Genomic DNA, 15,465 nt, shown 5'->3' with positions numbered 1-15,465 from the left:
CTGACGATCCGGCGCGATGACGGCTTGGCGGCCGGCTTCAGACGGGCACCTGGCAGGGAATTGCCCGCCGGGGTTGCCCGTGTGGCCGCCCGCACGAGAATCCTGAGGGTTCCGGACGCGGCGATTAGCAGTGTCGGCGTGCGGGCGCCCCCACAGTCGGGTACCCAGCCAGTGGGGGATCCTCGACGACCTTGTGGCACCCTCAAGTCGCCCGCACAGGAATTCCAGGCGAAGTTCGGCCCTACGTGGGCCTCCACAGCAGCGCCACTGTCCGCAGCGAGATCGCGCTGAGGGCGGGGCGAAGGGTCACGGTCTCGAGCTGCTCCTCGGAGTCGGCAGCCGTCTCGAGGCGTTGAAGCTCTTCCTCAAACTCGCGCTCGAGCTCGGCGATCTGCGCCTGTATGGCTTCCACCGTCTCCTCCGCGTGCTCGATCTCCTGACGGCTGCGCGCGGTGCGGGCGACGCCGCGCACGGCCGTCCCCGCGCGTCCTCGACCGCTTCCCAGGAACGCTCCCAGGAGTCCTCCACCCCGCTTCCTCCTTCCGCCCGTCAGGGCGCCGGCGATCGCCCCGAGCGCCGCCAGACCCGTACTCAGTATCGCCTCCTGCGAACGGGCTTCCCGCTTCTCCACCGCTTGCTCCGCCCGCCGAAGGCGGTCCTCGAGGGTGCGGAAGCGCCCTTCGAACTTCTCGCGCAGACGCTCGGCCTCGCGGTCCCGGGCCTGGCGACCCAGGTCGGCCAGCCGCATCCTGAAATCGCGCTCACTCTCGTCCGGACGGGAGCAGACCCGGTGCTTATTGGATTCGAGCAGGGTGAGGGGCATCGCGCCCCGCGCCCAGCGCACCAGCTCCTTGCCCCACCGGGGGTAGCTGCGTGGCTGCGCGGCCTCGGCCGGCAGGGGAGCGAAGGTCGCTCCGCTCACGGGTTCGGCCGAGAGCTGCTCCAGGGAGAGCTCCGTCTGCTCGGCCCGCTCCGTCGAGAAGGGGATCACCCCGTCTTCAAGAGGCACCACGACCTGCACCTGCCGAGATTCATCGACGCCGTGCTTTGCCGACGAATAGCGTACCTCCATCGCCGCCAGCACGGCGGGGTAATACTCGGTCTGCTCAGCCGACCCGTCCATCGGGGCGAACAGCTGAGTGATCTCCGGCGGGAGGATCGGCCGCGCCGCGCCCCCAGCGCTTCGCACGGCGCCTGAGCCGATGGCACCGGCAGCAGCCGCCGTCGGACCGTTGCTGGCAGGCCGAGCCGCCGCTGTCGGGGTGTTGCCGACACTGTCGGCTGCTGCCCGTGTGCTGTCCGACGGATGTGGATCAGCACCCGGGCCGGCACCCGAGGTGGCCGGAGCGGACGCCGCGGGGCCGAAGAGGCGCAGCTGGTTGAGCGTCATCGGGCCGGCCAGGTAGGACATGGCCCAGCGGGTGGTGAAGAGCCGTGGCGCCCCCCGATGGACGTTGTGCAGCAGGAACACACGCTTGCCCAGCCCCGAGACCAGGCGGTCCAGCTCCGCGTGGTCCATCGGTGCCGAGCCGGCCATCGCCCCATCCAGCGCCTCCAGCACCCGCTGCTTATCGCGCTCGGTCTGCAGCCGCCCGATGAACCAGGTGCCGGCGTTGCCCAGCGCCTTGTAGTCGAGATCCACCGGATTCTGCGTCGCGAGCACCAATCCCACGCCGAAAGCTCGGGCCTGCTTCAGCAGGGTGAGCATCGGCGCCTTGGAGGGCGGGTTCGCTACCGGAGGGAGGAAGCCGAAGATCTCGTCCATATAGACGAGCGCCCGCAGGCTGTCCGTGCCCGGCTGCGTGCGCATCCACGCCGTCACGGTCGACAGGAGAAGGGTGACGAAGAACATCCGCTCGGCATCGCCGAGGTGGGCGATGGAGAAGATCGTCACCCGCGGCTTCCCAGCAGGGCTGTACAGCAGCGAGGGGATGTCGAGCGGCTCCCCCTCGAGCCAGCTCTGGAACCCCGGCGAGGCCAGCAGGCCATTGAGCAGCATGGCCAGCTCGAACCGGTCCTTCGAGGGGTAGACGCTCTCCAGCTCCATCACCCCCAGCCGGGTGATAGGGGGATTCTGGATCGCGGCGATCAGCTCCCCGAGATCCATCCCAGCACCGCGGCGCCAGGCCTCATCGAGGATGGCCGAGAGGAGGATATGCTCGCGGCTGCGTATGGGATCGGCGTCGATTCCCAGCAACCCCAACAGACCGGTCACGGTGCTCTGCAGACGCTCGCGGAAGCCATCCGCATCCTGCAGCAGGGCGGGAGCGGGTGCCTCGAACGAGCTGAGCAGCGAGACCTGTCGGGCAGCGGAGCTCCCCGGTGTATAGACGGCAAACTCGGCGTGTTCGCGCAGGGCACGGATGCGCTCGCCGTCCTGGTGCCAGTCCGCCAGCCCACCGCGCCACTTTTCCGCCTCCTGCGCGGCGAAGGCCTCGGGGCTGAGCTGGGCCTGGCGCGCGGCGTCGCGATTCACCCAGGGGAGGAAGTCCTCGGGAGAGAGATCGGGGAAGGTGAGCAGGAGGTTTGCGAGGTCTCCCTTGGGATCGATCGCGATGACCGGGATCCGGTCCATGGCTGCTTCTTCGAGCAGGGAGATCCCCAGACCCGTCTTGCCGCTTCCCGTCATCCCGATGATCACCCCGTGAGTGGTCAGGTCGCGGGAGTTGTAAAGGAGAATGTCGTCCGATTCTTTGCCCGTGGCGGCGTCGATCTCGCGGCCCAGGTAGAACGCTCCCAGTTTCTCGTATTCCGGTGTCATGCGTGCGAGCGGCGGATGGAGGGGGGCGGGAGGTTACCCGCGAAGGTAGTCGAAGCGCATCACGACCAGCAAGCCGCCTGCAATCGTTCGTCCACCGGATTGCAGTATTCGGCCCAAAAGAGCGCAGGCCGATCCCTCGAAAACATGGTTTCGGGGGGAGCTGGCATTATACTTCGGCCACTGCGGTAGCACCTTCCGAGCGCACACGGCGCCTGATCGATGAGCATGTTGCAGCCTACGCCGGGCGCCGACGGCTCGGCTCCCCTGCCCCCGCTGGATCCGCGGGCTCGACGCCGGATCTGGTGGGTCGCCTTCTGGGCCTTCTGGACCACTTTCGGCATCCTGCTGGCGGCGCCGCGGGTCCTCTTCTATCGCGAGAGCGCGGGCCCTTCCACCTGGGGCGAGGCGCTGCCCATCGCCATCCTCGACATGTATTCGTGGTCGCTGGTGGCATTGGCGGCGCTGTGGCTGGCGCGCAGGATTGCCATCGGTCGCGGGAGTTGGGGGCGGGCGGTTGCGCTGCACGTAGTGACGGGCCTGGGAGTTCTGCTCAGCCGCTTCTGGGGCGCCAATGGCGCCGCCTACTTGCTTGGCTGGATCCCTTCTCTGCCTGAGCCGTCGGTCTTCCTCCACATCCTTCCGTTCAACCTGCTCTTCCACTTCTCACTGGTCGGGGTGGGTTACGCGATCGAGTTCTACCGTCGCTATCGGGACCGGGAGCTGAGGGCATCGCAGTTGGCGCTGGAGGCCTCGCGGCTGGCCCTGGCGGCCTCCGCCCTGGAGACGCGGCTGGTGGAAGCCCAGCTCCAGGCCCTCAAGAGCCAGATCCAGCCGCACTTCCTGTTCAACACGCTCAACGCGATCTCCACCCTTGTTCATCACGAGCCCGCACGAGCCGACCGCATGATCTCCTGCCTCGGAGACCTGCTGCGCACCACGCTCGCACACCGCCAACACCAGGAGGTGACCCTCCAGGAGGAGTTGGAGCTGCTCGGCCCGTATCTGGAGATAGAACAGACCCGCTTCGGGGAGCGCTTGACGATCGAGATCCAGAGTGATCCGGAAACGCTGGACGCCCGAGTCCCGCACCTCGTGTTGCAACCGCTGATCGAGAACGCGATCCGTCACGGCATCGCCCCGCTGCGGGGACCTGGTTGGATCTGCATCGGCAGCTCCCTGCAGGGCGAGACCCTGGTGATCCGCGTGCGTGACAACGGCGTCGGACCCGGACCATCGGATCGCACGGCAAGCAACGGCGTCGGCCTGGCGAACATCCGTGCCCGCCTGGAACAGCTCTACGGAGGCACGGCGTCGCTACGGATCGAGCCCCGCGCCGAGGGCGGAACGCTGGTGGAGCTGCAGCTCCCGTATCGCCCGGCGGACCTGTACACGACAGCCTCGGTGGGCGCATGAAGCTGCGAGTTCTCTACGCCGACGATGAGCCGCTGGCGCGGCAGCGGCTGGCCGACCTGCTGGCGGCCGAGGAGGAGGTGGAAGTGGTTGCTGCCTGCGACGACGGAGAGGAGGCGGCGCAGGCGATTCTGGCGGAGCGACCGGACGTGGTGCTGCTCGACGTACAGATGCCCGGGATGACGGGGTTCGACGTGGTCGAAGCGATCGGACCCGAGGAGCTGCCGGTGGTGGTCTTCGTCACCGCCCACGACGAGTTCGCTCTGCGCGCCTTCGACGCGCACGCAGTGGACTACCTGCTGAAGCCGGTCGCACCGGAGCGATTCCGTGCGATGATCCAGCGAGCGAGAGCGCAGGTGGATCACCGGCGCGACAACGGCGAGATCCCCGACCTGCAGGCCCTCTTGCGCACGCTGGCGGCGCGCTCCGGGTCGGGGTACCCGGACCGGTTCGCCGTGCGGGTAGGCCACCGGCTGATCTTCGTCCGCGTCTCATCGGTGGATTGGATCGGAGCGGAAGGCAACTACGCGGCGCTGCACGCGGGCAAACAATCGCACCTCATTCGCGAGACGATGTCGGCGCTCGAGCGGAAGTTGGATCCGCGTCGGTTCCTCCGCATTCATCGCTCGACGATCGTCAATCTGGATCGGGTGCGCGAGATCCAGAGCCTCTCCAATCGAGCCTTCGTGCTGGTGTTGGAGGACGGCACCAAGCTGGAGTCCAGCGGAGGCTATCGGCATCGGATCCAGGAGTGGATCGATCGCTCCGCGTGACCGGTTGGTCTCAGGCACGCCGGCGCCCGGCCGGACCTCTCAAAAAAGCCGCAGCCCGCGCTTGTGCCTGTCGGCACGGCCAACGGAAGAGCTGTCGTTCGAGCGCGTTGAGGCACTTTGCCGGCCTGGATCGGCGCGCGACATCCACTAGCGATACCCGGTGGACTCCTCACCCGTGTTCGAGGATTGCACCCAGCTCGAGCCCAGCGGAGGATGCCGGCGCCGGATCCAGGATCTACCGCAGATCCGCGGTCGGTCCCGCGGGAGCAGAGGCTCCGTGGTCAGGTGGGCGGCTATGCGTCCGCGGAGGCCTCGGACCGGCTCGTCCGGCCGGTTACCACCAGGATCGCTCCTTCGGTGTGTCCGGTACCCCAGCGCGTGGTGGCCTCCCGCGCATCGAGGTGACGCACCTCGGCGACCATCTCCGGACGGATCTCCTGCAAGGCCTCGGGTCCACCCATCCGGATCCCATCCAGGTACACCACCACCTCGCCCGTGACCGCGCGGGTGCGCAGCCACGAGGGCCGGTGCAGTCGGACGTAGTCGAGGAGGTTCGCCCGCCCGCTGGCGACGAGCTCCGAGTGGGTGACCACATCACGCGGGCCGGTGGGCCGCTGGACGGAGGCAAAGGCGGTGGGTGCCGACGCGCACGCGAGAGTGACGACCAGTAAGGCGGCGGCGAGGTGGGCGGGGTGCTTCAAGGTTACCTCCTGGGAGGAATACTGTGCGGGACTACGGGCCGTGAGGTCTCCGACACCGAGGATTGATTCCGCGACCTTGGCGAAGGTTGCTAGCCCGCACGAAGGTGCCGGTTCGCTGATCAAGCTAGGTCACGATGTCCCCGATCAAAGCCGCCGGGGACGGGCTGAGCGGCAACTGGGACGAAGCAGGAAGCTTCGGGGATCGGCGAGGTCTATTGCGTCTTGCAGCAAGGCCGAACGGGCACGATCATGCCGGTATCACGAAACCTGAAATCAACGAGGGGGTGGGATGACGGACGAGATCTGGACCGCCGTGGACGGGTACCTCGTCGGGCACCTCGTGGGCGACGACCCGATCCTCGAGGACGCGCTGGAGAGGAGCCGCGCGGCTGAGCTACCCGCCATCCAGGTTTCTCCCCTCCAGGGCAAGCTGCTGATGTTGCTCGCCAGGCTGCAGGGAGCGCGCAGGATCCTCGAGATCGGGACGCTCGGTGGATACAGCACGATCTGGCTCGCGCGGGCGCTCCCTCCGGAGGGACGGTTGATCACTCTGGAGCTGGAGCCTCGTCACGCCGAGGTTGCCCGCGCCAACCTCGAGCACGCTGGTTTGACGGAGCAGGTGGAGGTACGGGTGGGGAGGGCACTGGATTCGCTCGCCACGATCGCGGAGGAAGGACTCGCCCCGTTCGACCTGATCTTCATCGACGCCGACAAATCGTCCAATCCGGAGTACCTGGAGTGGGCGCTGAAGCTCTCGCGCCCAGGCAGTCTCATCATCGTCGACAATGTCGTGCGTAGCGGTGCCATCATCGATGCGCGTAGTGAGGACCCCGCAATCCAAGCCACGCGCCGGCTGCACGAGCGCCTCGGCGAAGATCCGCGTCTCGAGGCAACCGTGATCCAAACCGTCGGCATGAAGGGCTACGACGGCTTTGCTCTGGCCCGCGTGCTCTCCATCTGATATCGTCGCTTCCACGGTACGTTTCCACTCGACGAGGTCTCGATGAAGCGAATCGGTGCGCTGGCTCTGCTGCTGGCGCTGGCGGTGCTCGGCTGCCAGGACAACGCCCGCCAGCAGCTCGAAGAGCAGATGATGTTCATGCAGGAGCGGCTGGTGGAGCTGGAGACCCAGGTCGCCGATTCGGAGCAGCAGGCAGAAGGCCTCGCCGCCGCGGTCAGCGAACTGGAAGCCTACGTCGGTGACGTGGAGGCAGAGGTGATCGACCTGTCCGCGTACGTGTCACGGGACCTTCTGGTGGACGTGGAGGCAACGGTGGGGAACGTCAAGACCAAGCTGGCGGAGGTGCGGCAGCGTACCGATGCGCTCAATGGCGTTCTCCGCCCGCTCGAGCCCGAGGAGTAACCTTTCACCCGGGGAACGAGGAAGATGCAGATGCGACATCTACCTGCCGTGGGAGCCGCCGTGCTGCTTGCGCTGGGATGCGCAAGTGTTCAAGCCCAGGCCCAGGAGGAGGACGAGGGATGGATCTCGATCTTCGACGGAAAGACCCTGGATGGGTGGCGGGCCAGTGAGAACCCGTCCAGCTTCCGTGTGGAGGACGGAGTGCTCGTGGTGCAGGGGCCTCGCGCGCACCTCTTCTACGTGGGCCCGGTCGAGAACCACAATTTCCGCAACTTCGAGTGGAAGGCGGACATCCTCACCTACCCACAGGCTAACTCGGGGATGTATTTCCACACCGAGTTCCAGGAGTCAGGCTGGCCATCCAAAGGTTACGAGGTCCAGGTCAACAACAGCCACTCCGATCCGCGTCGAACCGGAAGCCTCTACGCGGTCGAGGACGTGATGAACGTCTCGCCGGCGCGTGACGGAGAGTGGTTCACCCAGCACGTGATCGTGCAGGGGAAGCGCGTACGCGTGCTGGTCAACGGAGAGGAAGTGGTCGACTACACCGAGCCGGAGAACGTCGAGCGCGACGACATGTCGGGACGGGTCCTCTCCAGCGGCACGGTCGCGATTCAGGCCCACGATCCGAACAGCCGGGTGCACTACCGGAACATCATGATCCGTCCGCTGCCGGACTGACGCACCGTTCAGGCGGCAGCCCTTTCGAGCGAAAACCGCCCGCACTGCCTGCGTTGACGCGCAGTGCGGGCAAAGCTACCGTAAACCCATCCCCACCCGGCATTTCATGACCGTCCCTTCCTTCTGAGCCAAGCCTCCAGCATGCTGAATGCCTACGAACCCCTTCCCCGGCAGAGTCTCTCCGATGGCCTCGCTCAGCGCATCAAGCTGCTGATTGTCGAGGGAGGGTATGGCGAAGGGGATCGCCTTCCCCCCATCAACGAGATGGCCCGCCGGTTCGGCGTCGGACATGCCACCCTGCGCGAGGCGTTGAAGAAGCTCCAGACGGTCGGGACAGTCGACATCCGGCACGGCTCCGGGGTCTACGTGGGGAAGAATCAGGATGCTCTCGTCGTGACGAATCCGATCTACACGGGCAAAGTGTCCAAGAAGCTGCTGATCGACCTCGTGGACGCACGGATCCCGGTCGAGCTGAAGACGGTGGCCCTGGCAGCCCGTCACGCTCAAGAGGAGCATCTCGAAGAGATGCGACGCCTGCTGGCGCAGGCCCATGCGAACCTCTCGAACCCCGAGGTCCTAACGCCCACCAACCTCAGCTTTCATCAGCAGATCGCTATTGCCTCAGGAAACACCGTGCTGAGGCAGATCCTGACGGTGCTTTCCGATCTCTTTCAGGACGAGCAGCGGGCGATTCTGGACATCTATGGCTTCTGGCAGCAGGACTACGCCGAGCACGTCGGCATCCTGGAAGCCATCGAGGCCCGCGACGAGGCGCTGGCGGTGGACAGGATGCGGGCCCACCTGCAAGGCGTTCGGGATGTGCTGGCGCGATGGACGCCGGGGGCGGAAGGCGGTGCGTCGAGCGCTGAGGTGGGTGCGTGAGCGGCGGGGCGAACTTCGATCTCACCGACCGCGTGGCCATCGTCACGGGGGGCTACGGAGTGCTGGGAGGGAGCATTGCACGCGGCCTTGGCCGGGCCGGAGCGCGCATCGCGATCCTGGGCCGGCAGCGGGACCTGGCCCAAACGGCGGCTGCGGAGCTTCGCGAGAGCGGCATCGATGCGGTAGGCATTTCCGCCGACGTGCTGGACGAGGCGCAGCTCCGCGCGGCGCGCGATGAGCTGCTCGAACGGTGGGATCGGATCGATATCCTCATCAACGCCGCCGGAGGCAACATCGCTCGGGCCCGGACCGACAACGTACCGGTTTTCGGTCTGCCTCTCGATGCGCTCGACGAGGTGGTGCGACTCAACCTCCACGGGACCATCATCCCCTCCCTGGTCTTCGGCGAGGTGATGGCGGAGCAGGGGAAGGGGTCGATCGTGAACATCTCGTCGATGGCCGCGACGCAGGCGCTGAGTGGCGTGATGGGCTACTCGGTCGCCAAAGCTGCGATCGACAACTTCACCCGCTGGCTGGCCGCGGACGTGGCGCGGCAGTGCGGCCCGGAGATCCGGGTGAACGCGGTCGCGCCCGGGTTCTTCATCTCCAAGCAGAACCGGGCTGTGCTGGTGAATCCGGACGGCAGCTACACGGAGCGGGCGCAGGCGGTGATCGCGAAGACTCCCATGGGACGGTTCGGAGATCCCGAGGAGCTGAACGGTGCGATCCAATGGCTCTGCAGCGACGCCGCCTCGTTCGTCACCGGGGCCATCATCCCGGTAGACGGCGGGTTCAGCGCGTTCAGCGGCGTGTAGAAGCCAGCCCTCGGTGCAAGGCTGTAGGTCGGCTTACTAAATTAGTAGTTGTCGACGTAGCCGCTGGAGGGTATCATCTCTGCATGGACATCATCTTTACGGAACGCGAGCTGGACATCATGGCGGTGTTGTGGGAGCGCGGCCCCTCGACGGTGGCCGAGGTGCGCGCCGCGCTGCCGGACAGGCTGGCCTACACGACCGTTCTGACCGTCCTGCGTGTGCTGGAGGAGAAGGGGCACGTGGGGCACCAGGAGGAGGGGAGAGCGCACCGGTACTTTGCGCGGGTCCAGCGGTCGGAGGCTGGCGAGAGTGCGCTACGGCGCCTCACTCGCAAGGTCTTTCGCGGATCGCCCGAGCTGCTCCTGACGCAGTTGGTATCGGACCGGCAACTCACCCGGGCGGACCTCCGGCGCATGCGCGAGTTGCTCGACGAGCGCCTGAAGGAGGCCGAGAAGTAGCGCCCCGCGACGCCTCTGGCTGCTCCGCCGCACCGCTAGCGAGAGACCGCATGCACCGTGATGTAATGCTGGGGGCGCTTCGTGCCTCCCCTGAAGATTGGGATTTCATCATCGTTGGAGGGGGCGCAACCGGGCTCGGCGTCGCGATCGATGCCGCTTCCCGCGGCTACCGGACCCTGCTGCTCGAGCAGAGCGATTTCGCCAAAGCGACTTCCAGCCGGAGCACGAAGCTCGTGCACGGTGGTGTTCGCTACCTGCGGCAGGGGAACGTCTCCCTCGTCCTCGAGGCGCTGAAGGAGCGAGGGCTGCTCCTCGCCAACGCGCCTCATCTCGTCCGCAACCTCCCCTTCGTCGTTCCTACCTACGACTGGTGGGAAGGACCGTTCTACGGCATCGGTCTCAAGATGTACGACCTGCTCGCAGGACGGCAGGGCTTCGGACGCTCGCGCGTGATTTCCAAGGAGCGCACGCTCGAGCTCCTCCCCACCATCGAGCCCAACGGGCTCATCGGCGGAGTCATCTACTACGACGGCCAGTTCGATGACGCCCGCCTCGCCATAGCCATGGCCCGCACCGCGGCCGAGCAGGGCGCCGTGGTGCTGAACTACATGCAGGTGGTCGACCTGCTCAAGCACGCCGGCGAGGTGGTCGGGGTTCGAGCGCGCGATGTGGAGAGCGGCGAGGAGTACGAGGTCCGGGGCCGCGTAGTGGTCAACGCCACCGGCGTATTCGCGGACGCGCTGCGTCGCATGGATGATCCACAGGCGCCACCGATGATCGCCCCGAGCCAGGGCGTGCACATCGTGCTCGATCGTGAGTACCTCCCGGGAGACTCGGCGATCATGGTGCCGAAAACCGACGATGGCCGGGTACTCTTCGCCATCCCGTGGTTGGGCAGGGTGGTCGTTGGCACCACCGACACACCGGTGTCCGACACCCCCCTCGAGCCTCGGCCCATGGCAGCGGAGCTCGAATTCCTTCTGGAGCACGCCGGGCGATACCTGACTCGCGATCCGGGTCCCGAGGACGTCCTCAGTACCTTCGCGGGGCTGCGTCCGCTGGTGAACGACGGCGGTGCGGCGAACGGCACCGCCGCCCTCGCGAGGGATCATACACTGCACATCTCGGCCACCGGGCTGGTGACGATCGCCGGCGGGAAGTGGACGACCTATCGGAAGATGGCCGAGGATACGGTCGACCAGGCGGCTCTGGTCGCCGGCTTGGAAGAGCGCGAATGCGTCACCAGCGATCTGCACATTCACGGATATCACCGCAACGCCGAGCAGTTCGGGCCGCTACGCGAGTATGGCTCGGATGCGCCGGCAATCCAGGCGCTGCTGCGAGAGGAGCCGGCGCTCGCGGAGAAGCTGCACCCGCAACACGAGGTGACCGCCGGAGAGGTCGTCTGGGCTGCGCGCCACGAGATGGCGAGAACGGTCGAGGATTTTCTCGCCCGCCGGAGCCGGTTGTTGTTGTTGGATGCTCGCGCCAGCATGGAGGCGGCGCCCGCCGTGGCGCGGTTGCTCGCCCGCGAGCTGGGGCGCGACGAGACCTGGGAGCGGGCGCAGGTGGAGGACTACCGGGCGCTCGCGAAGGGATACACGCTGAACGCGTGACGGCAGATCACTGGTGATCTCTTCCCATCCCCCTGATCGGCGCAACTGGCGCGGAGACGGCGGGTCGCCGGATGGGCGGACCGTGCTCAGGGCGGGATTATCTGAATGACGATTGATGGCATCTCTACTGAACTATACGGCGGTTACGCCGCCGCAGGGTGGGGCGGCGAGCTGGCTGCTCGCGCTCCACGGCATCTACGGAAGCGGGCGGAACTGGGGGACGATCGCGCGTCGACTGGTCCAGAAGCGTCCTGATTGGGGGGTCCTGCTGGTAGACCTGCGCCTGCACGGGGAATCGACCGCCGGATTCTCTCCTCCGCACACGGTGGCCGCCGCCGCGGCGGACATAGCTGAGCTGGTGGCGGTGGAGGGACTCGCCGCGACCGCCGTCCTCGGCCACTCCTTCGGCGGAAAGGTCGCGCTGGAGTACGCTCGTGGGCACGGCGAGGGGCTGCGGCAGGTCTGGGCGGTGGACTCGACGCTGAACGCGAGCGAGCCCTCGGGAAGCGCCTGGCAGGTGCTGCAGGCGGTGCGCTCGCTGCCCGATCGCTTCCCCTCACGCGAGGCCCTGATCGAGGGTCTCGGGCGGCACGGACACCCTCCGGAGCTCGCGAGCTGGCTGGGGATGAATCTGGAGCGGGCCGACGGCGAGCTCCGCTGGCGGCTTGACTGGGACGGGGTGGAGGAGATGCTCCGCGATTACTTCCGCACCGACGTTTGGGAGGTGGTGGAGGCACCGCCTGACGACGTGGAGGTACACGTTCTTCGGGCCACGGAATCGAGCGCGCTCGGCCCGGAAGACGTGGCGCGGATTCGGGCCGCCGAGGCTGCGCACAGCCGCACCCACATTCATGAGCTGGTGGGAGGACACTGGATCCACGTTGACAACCCGGATGCTCTGGTCGAGTTGCTCACCGATGGCCTTCCGAGTGCAACCTCGCCCGGTTGAATCGCCGCTGACCGTGCGCAGGAAATTTCGGGGCGACACCTGCCCTGCGGGGAATGGTACGTGCACCGTCGCCTGCGGTGAGAACCGGCGAAGTATTCCCCCTGCTGGTGAGCAATTGCGGACCATCGCGGCGTTCTGAGACTTGACCTCGACATTCGACGCGGGAGATTTGCCTCCAGCCGCGAGCGCACGAGGCGTTCGCCTGCCACCGCACTGGCTCGCCTATGTGCCGGCGCTGGTGGTGCTGATCCTCGCGGTCCTCTTCCTGGTCCTTCGCGCCCGCAGCGAGGCGACGACGCAGGCGGTCAATCACAGCAACCAGGTGATGACCGAGGTCGACCGGCTGCTGGTTGCCCTCGTGTCGGCGGAGAGCCGTCAGCGCGGGTACCTGATCACCGGCGATACCGCCTACCTTCAGCCATCACTGGATGCCACCGGGGAGGTGCGTCGGCACCTTCGCCATCTGCGCGTTCTGACCGCCGACCAGCCGGACCAGCAACGGCGGCTCGATGAGCTGGAACGGTGGTCGGAGGCCAAGCTCGAGGAGCTCGCCTCCACGCTGCACATCCGGGACAGCCTGGGGGTGGAAGCGGCGGTGGAAGAGGTCCGCACCGACCGCGGCCAGGGGCTGATGACCCGCGTGCGCGCGATCGTGGAGGAAATCCAGCGGGGGGAGGCGGAGCTCCTCGCCGAGCGCACCGCGGCAGGCGCGAGCGAGCAACGCCGCGCCATCCTGGTTCTGGTGCTCGGATCCCTGCTGGCAGCGGCCGTCTCCTACCTGATCAGCCGCCAGATCAGCGCCGCCGCGGAGACCCAGGCGGCTCAGGCGCGCATCCTACAGCAGCAGAACCGGCGATTCGGAGAGCAGGCCGAGATCCTCCGGCAGCAGAAGAAGCAGCTCGAGGAGACTGCCGCGCAGCTGGAGGCAAGCAACGCCTCACTCCAACGGACCAATCAGGAGCTGATCCGCGTCAGCGTGGAAGCAGACGTCGCGCGGCAGCTCGCGGAGGAGGCCAACCAGGCCAAGAGCCAGTTCCTCGCCACGATGAGCCACGAGCTCCGCACCCCGCTGAACGCAATTGGCGGCTACGCGGAGCTCCTCGACATGGGCATTCACGGCCCGGTCACCGAAGAGCAGCATCAAGCCCTGCAACGCGTCCAGGTCGCCCAGCGCCACCTGCTCGGCCTCATCAACGACCTGCTGAATTACGCGAAGGTCGAGGCGGGTCGGGTCGAGTACAAGCTGGCCGAGGTGGATGTGCCGGCGGTGGCGGAAGAGGTCCTCAGCATGCTGATGCCGCAGGCAGTGGATCGAGAGGTGATCGCCGACTGCCGCCCCGACACCGGTCTGCGGGCGCGGGCCGATCGTGAGCGCCTGCAGCAGATACTGATCAACCTCATCTCCAACGCGCTGAAGTTCTCTTCCCCCGGCGACAGAATAGAGGTCGAGTGCGACGGTACGGAGGATTCCTTGATCGTGCGGGTGAGCGACACCGGGAGGGGGATCCCCGAAGAGAAGATCGAAGCGATCTTTGATCCCTTCGTTCAGGTGAATCCGAACCTGAGCTCGGATGGCGCGGGGGGAGCGGGATTGGGATTGGCGATCAGCCGGGAGCTCGCGCGGGGCATGGGCGGAGACCTCACCGCTGCCAGCGAGCTCGGCAAGGGGTCGACCTTCACGCTGACCCTCCCCCGGATCCGGGACTGACCAGCGCGATCATCAGATCGTTCACGTTCGTGCCGCTCTGGCCGGTGACGATCAGGTCCCCGGTGGCCTTCAGGTACGGATACGAGTCGTTCTCCGCCAGGAAGCTGGCGGCGTCGAGTCCCTTCGCCCGCCCCCGGGCAATCGTTCCCTCGTCCGCCATCCCTCCGGCCGCGTCGGTCGGGCCGTCCCGTCCGTCGGTGCCCAGGCTGGCGATCACGATGCCCGGCCTGTCCTCGAGTGCAAGCGCAGCGGCCAGCGCCAGCTCCTGGTTCCGTCCGCCGCGGCCCCCGCCGGTTACCGTGACCGTCGTCTCACCTCCCCACAGCAACGCTGCCGGCTGAGTAGTTCGCGCCTGCAAGGTCACCGCCTCGGAAACGAGTCGGGCGGCCACTTCCCTTGCCTCCCCTTGCACGTCGGCGGGCCCGGTGATCACCTCGTAGCCCAGTCGGCGTGCCTCCTTTCCCGCTCCGGCAAGGGCGTGCTCTACTGAGAGGATCACGTGAAATCCCGCCTCGTTCGACAGCTCGCCCGGCTTGGGCGTCTCGGCGACAAGTCCCTGGACGCCGGCACGAAGGTGCTCAATAACGCGTTCTGGCAGGTCCACGTCGAACTGCCGCACAACGTCGAGCGCATCGCCGAACGTCGTCGGGTCGGGCAGGGTGGGACCGGAACCGATTGCGTCGTGGCCGACCGCCACCACGTCGCGAACCGCCAGCGCGAGCACGCGCGCGGGTGCGGCAGCCAGGGCCAGTTGCCCGCCGGCCACGGTGGAGAGGTGCTTTCGGACGGCATTGACGGCCCCGATGGGTGCGCCGGATCGCAGCAGCGCCGCCGTTGCGCCGCGCAGGTCGTCGAGGGTCAGGCCGGGTGCGGGGGCGGCAGAGAGCGAGGAAGCGCCACCAGAGAGCAGGTAGAGGACGACATCGTCCGGTCCGGCCGCCCGGGCGAGAGCGAGCGCCTCGGCGGCCCCTGCCATTCCGCCCACGCCGGGCAGGGGATGGTCCCCCTCCCACACGGAGATAGACGGGGGAAGCTTCGCGGCCACCCCGCCGGCTCCGCGCGGCACGATGATCGAGCCGGCGGAGACCCGGTCGCCCAGAAGCTGGAGGGCGGCTGTCGTCATTTCCGCCGCCGCCTTGCCGGCGCCCAGAAGGATCAGGCGGCCCTGGGCAGCAAGCGATACCGTCTCGCCGCCGACTCTGACTCCCGCGTCGTCGAGCTGCAGGGAGTGTCGCACCGCCGCAGCCGGATCAGCGGCAGCGATTCCGGCGCGCAGGATCTGAAGAGCGTCTGCGCGCAACCTCTGCGCGACGCCTGGAGATGAGGTCTGATCCACTAATCGATCTTG

14 protein-coding genes are annotated in these 15,465 nt (G+C 67.2%); 11 read left to right on the top strand and 3 right to left on the bottom strand.

Annotated features, from left to right (window positions below; genetic code table 11):
• Nucleotides 1–241: 241 nt before the first annotated feature.
• The gene (locus VF167_18130; protein HEX6927350.1) at nt 242–2,761 is read right to left on the bottom strand and encodes a DUF87 domain-containing protein; all 2,520 of its coding nucleotides are present in this window, start codon (nt 2,759–2,761) and stop codon (nt 242–244) included.
• A 219-nt stretch (nt 2,762–2,980) separates the two neighbouring features.
• Here VF167_18130 and VF167_18125 point away from each other — a divergent pair, with 219 nt between their 5' ends.
• Complete coding sequence (locus tag VF167_18125) at nt 2,981–4,174, top strand: sensor histidine kinase (GenBank protein HEX6927349.1); 1,194 nt, start codon at nt 2,981–2,983, stop codon at nt 4,172–4,174.
• Nucleotides 4,171–4,944, top strand: coding sequence for a LytTR family DNA-binding domain-containing protein (locus VF167_18120; protein HEX6927348.1), 774 nt, complete (start codon nt 4,171–4,173; stop codon nt 4,942–4,944). The genes VF167_18125 and VF167_18120 overlap by 4 nt, the downstream gene beginning before the upstream one ends.
• A gap of 293 nt (nt 4,945–5,237) precedes the next feature.
• Here the strand turns inward: VF167_18120 and VF167_18115 are convergent, their stop codons facing one another.
• The gene (locus VF167_18115) at nt 5,238–5,645 is read right to left on the bottom strand and encodes a hypothetical protein (GenBank protein HEX6927347.1); all 408 of its coding nucleotides are present in this window, start codon (nt 5,643–5,645) and stop codon (nt 5,238–5,240) included.
• 289 nt (nt 5,646–5,934) lie between these two features.
• On the opposite strand from VF167_18115, the gene VF167_18110 reads away from it, so the two are divergent.
• From VF167_18110 to VF167_18070, 9 genes are all read left to right on the top strand, one after another.
• Nucleotides 5,935–6,606 carry an O-methyltransferase gene (locus VF167_18110; protein HEX6927346.1) on the top strand — a complete coding sequence of 224 codons (672 nt, stop codon included), beginning with the start codon at nt 5,935–5,937 and terminating at the stop codon, nt 6,604–6,606.
• 42 nt (nt 6,607–6,648) lie between these two features.
• The gene (locus tag VF167_18105; protein HEX6927345.1) at nt 6,649–7,008 is read left to right on the top strand and encodes a hypothetical protein; all 360 of its coding nucleotides are present in this window, start codon (nt 6,649–6,651) and stop codon (nt 7,006–7,008) included.
• Between the two features lie 30 nt (nt 7,009–7,038).
• Nucleotides 7,039–7,689 (top strand): DUF1080 domain-containing protein, encoded by a 651-nt coding sequence (locus VF167_18100; protein ID HEX6927344.1) that lies wholly within the window; start codon nt 7,039–7,041, stop codon nt 7,687–7,689.
• A 141-nt stretch (nt 7,690–7,830) separates the two neighbouring features.
• Nucleotides 7,831–8,571 (top strand): FadR/GntR family transcriptional regulator, encoded by a 741-nt coding sequence (locus VF167_18095; GenBank protein ID HEX6927343.1) that lies wholly within the window; start codon nt 7,831–7,833, stop codon nt 8,569–8,571.
• Entirely contained in the window at nt 8,568–9,386 is an 819-nt protein-coding gene (locus VF167_18090; GenBank protein HEX6927342.1) for an SDR family oxidoreductase, read from the top strand. The genes VF167_18095 and VF167_18090 overlap by 4 nt, the downstream gene beginning before the upstream one ends.
• A gap of 83 nt (nt 9,387–9,469) precedes the next feature.
• Nucleotides 9,470–9,844 carry a BlaI/MecI/CopY family transcriptional regulator gene (locus tag VF167_18085; protein ID HEX6927341.1) on the top strand — a complete coding sequence of 125 codons (375 nt, stop codon included), beginning with the start codon at nt 9,470–9,472 and terminating at the stop codon, nt 9,842–9,844.
• 50 nt (nt 9,845–9,894) lie between these two features.
• Complete coding sequence (locus VF167_18080; protein ID HEX6927340.1) at nt 9,895–11,460, top strand: glycerol-3-phosphate dehydrogenase/oxidase; 1,566 nt, start codon at nt 9,895–9,897, stop codon at nt 11,458–11,460.
• 115 nt (nt 11,461–11,575) lie between these two features.
• Nucleotides 11,576–12,409, top strand: coding sequence for an alpha/beta hydrolase (locus VF167_18075; protein ID HEX6927339.1), 834 nt, complete (start codon nt 11,576–11,578; stop codon nt 12,407–12,409).
• A 142-nt stretch (nt 12,410–12,551) separates the two neighbouring features.
• Entirely contained in the window at nt 12,552–14,117 is a 1,566-nt protein-coding gene (locus tag VF167_18070) for a CHASE3 domain-containing protein (GenBank protein ID HEX6927338.1), read from the top strand.
• Here the strand turns inward: VF167_18070 and VF167_18065 are convergent.
• The gene (locus VF167_18065) at nt 14,086–15,417 is read right to left on the bottom strand and encodes a DUF4147 domain-containing protein (protein ID HEX6927337.1); all 1,332 of its coding nucleotides are present in this window, start codon (nt 15,415–15,417) and stop codon (nt 14,086–14,088) included. The genes VF167_18070 and VF167_18065 overlap by 32 nt on opposite strands.
• Between the last annotated feature and the right edge of the window lie 48 nt (nt 15,418–15,465).

This window comes from Longimicrobiaceae bacterium (assembly GCA_036375715.1).
Lineage (GTDB): Bacteria > Gemmatimonadota > Gemmatimonadetes > Longimicrobiales > Longimicrobiaceae > DASVBS01.
Note: the sequence above shows the minus strand (reverse complement) of the source record. Positions and strands in the feature narration are given on the sequence as shown.

Coding starts and splice junctions, on each gene's coding strand:
- VF167_18130 (HEX6927350.1), bottom strand. CDS start 2,761: ATGACACCGGAATACGAGAAACTGGGAGCGTTCTACCTGGGCCGCGAG.
- VF167_18125 (HEX6927349.1), top strand. CDS start 2,981: ATGAGCATGTTGCAGCCTACGCCGGGCGCCGACGGCTCGGCTCCCCTG.
- VF167_18120 (HEX6927348.1), top strand. CDS start 4,171: ATGAAGCTGCGAGTTCTCTACGCCGACGATGAGCCGCTGGCGCGGCAG.
- VF167_18110 (HEX6927346.1), top strand. CDS start 5,935: ATGACGGACGAGATCTGGACCGCCGTGGACGGGTACCTCGTCGGGCAC.
- VF167_18105 (HEX6927345.1), top strand. CDS start 6,649: ATGAAGCGAATCGGTGCGCTGGCTCTGCTGCTGGCGCTGGCGGTGCTC.
- VF167_18100 (HEX6927344.1), top strand. CDS start 7,039: ATGCGACATCTACCTGCCGTGGGAGCCGCCGTGCTGCTTGCGCTGGGA.
- VF167_18095 (HEX6927343.1), top strand. CDS start 7,831: ATGCTGAATGCCTACGAACCCCTTCCCCGGCAGAGTCTCTCCGATGGC.
- VF167_18085 (HEX6927341.1), top strand. CDS start 9,470: ATGGACATCATCTTTACGGAACGCGAGCTGGACATCATGGCGGTGTTG.
- VF167_18080 (HEX6927340.1), top strand. CDS start 9,895: ATGCACCGTGATGTAATGCTGGGGGCGCTTCGTGCCTCCCCTGAAGAT.
- VF167_18075 (HEX6927339.1), top strand. CDS start 11,576: ATGGCATCTCTACTGAACTATACGGCGGTTACGCCGCCGCAGGGTGGG.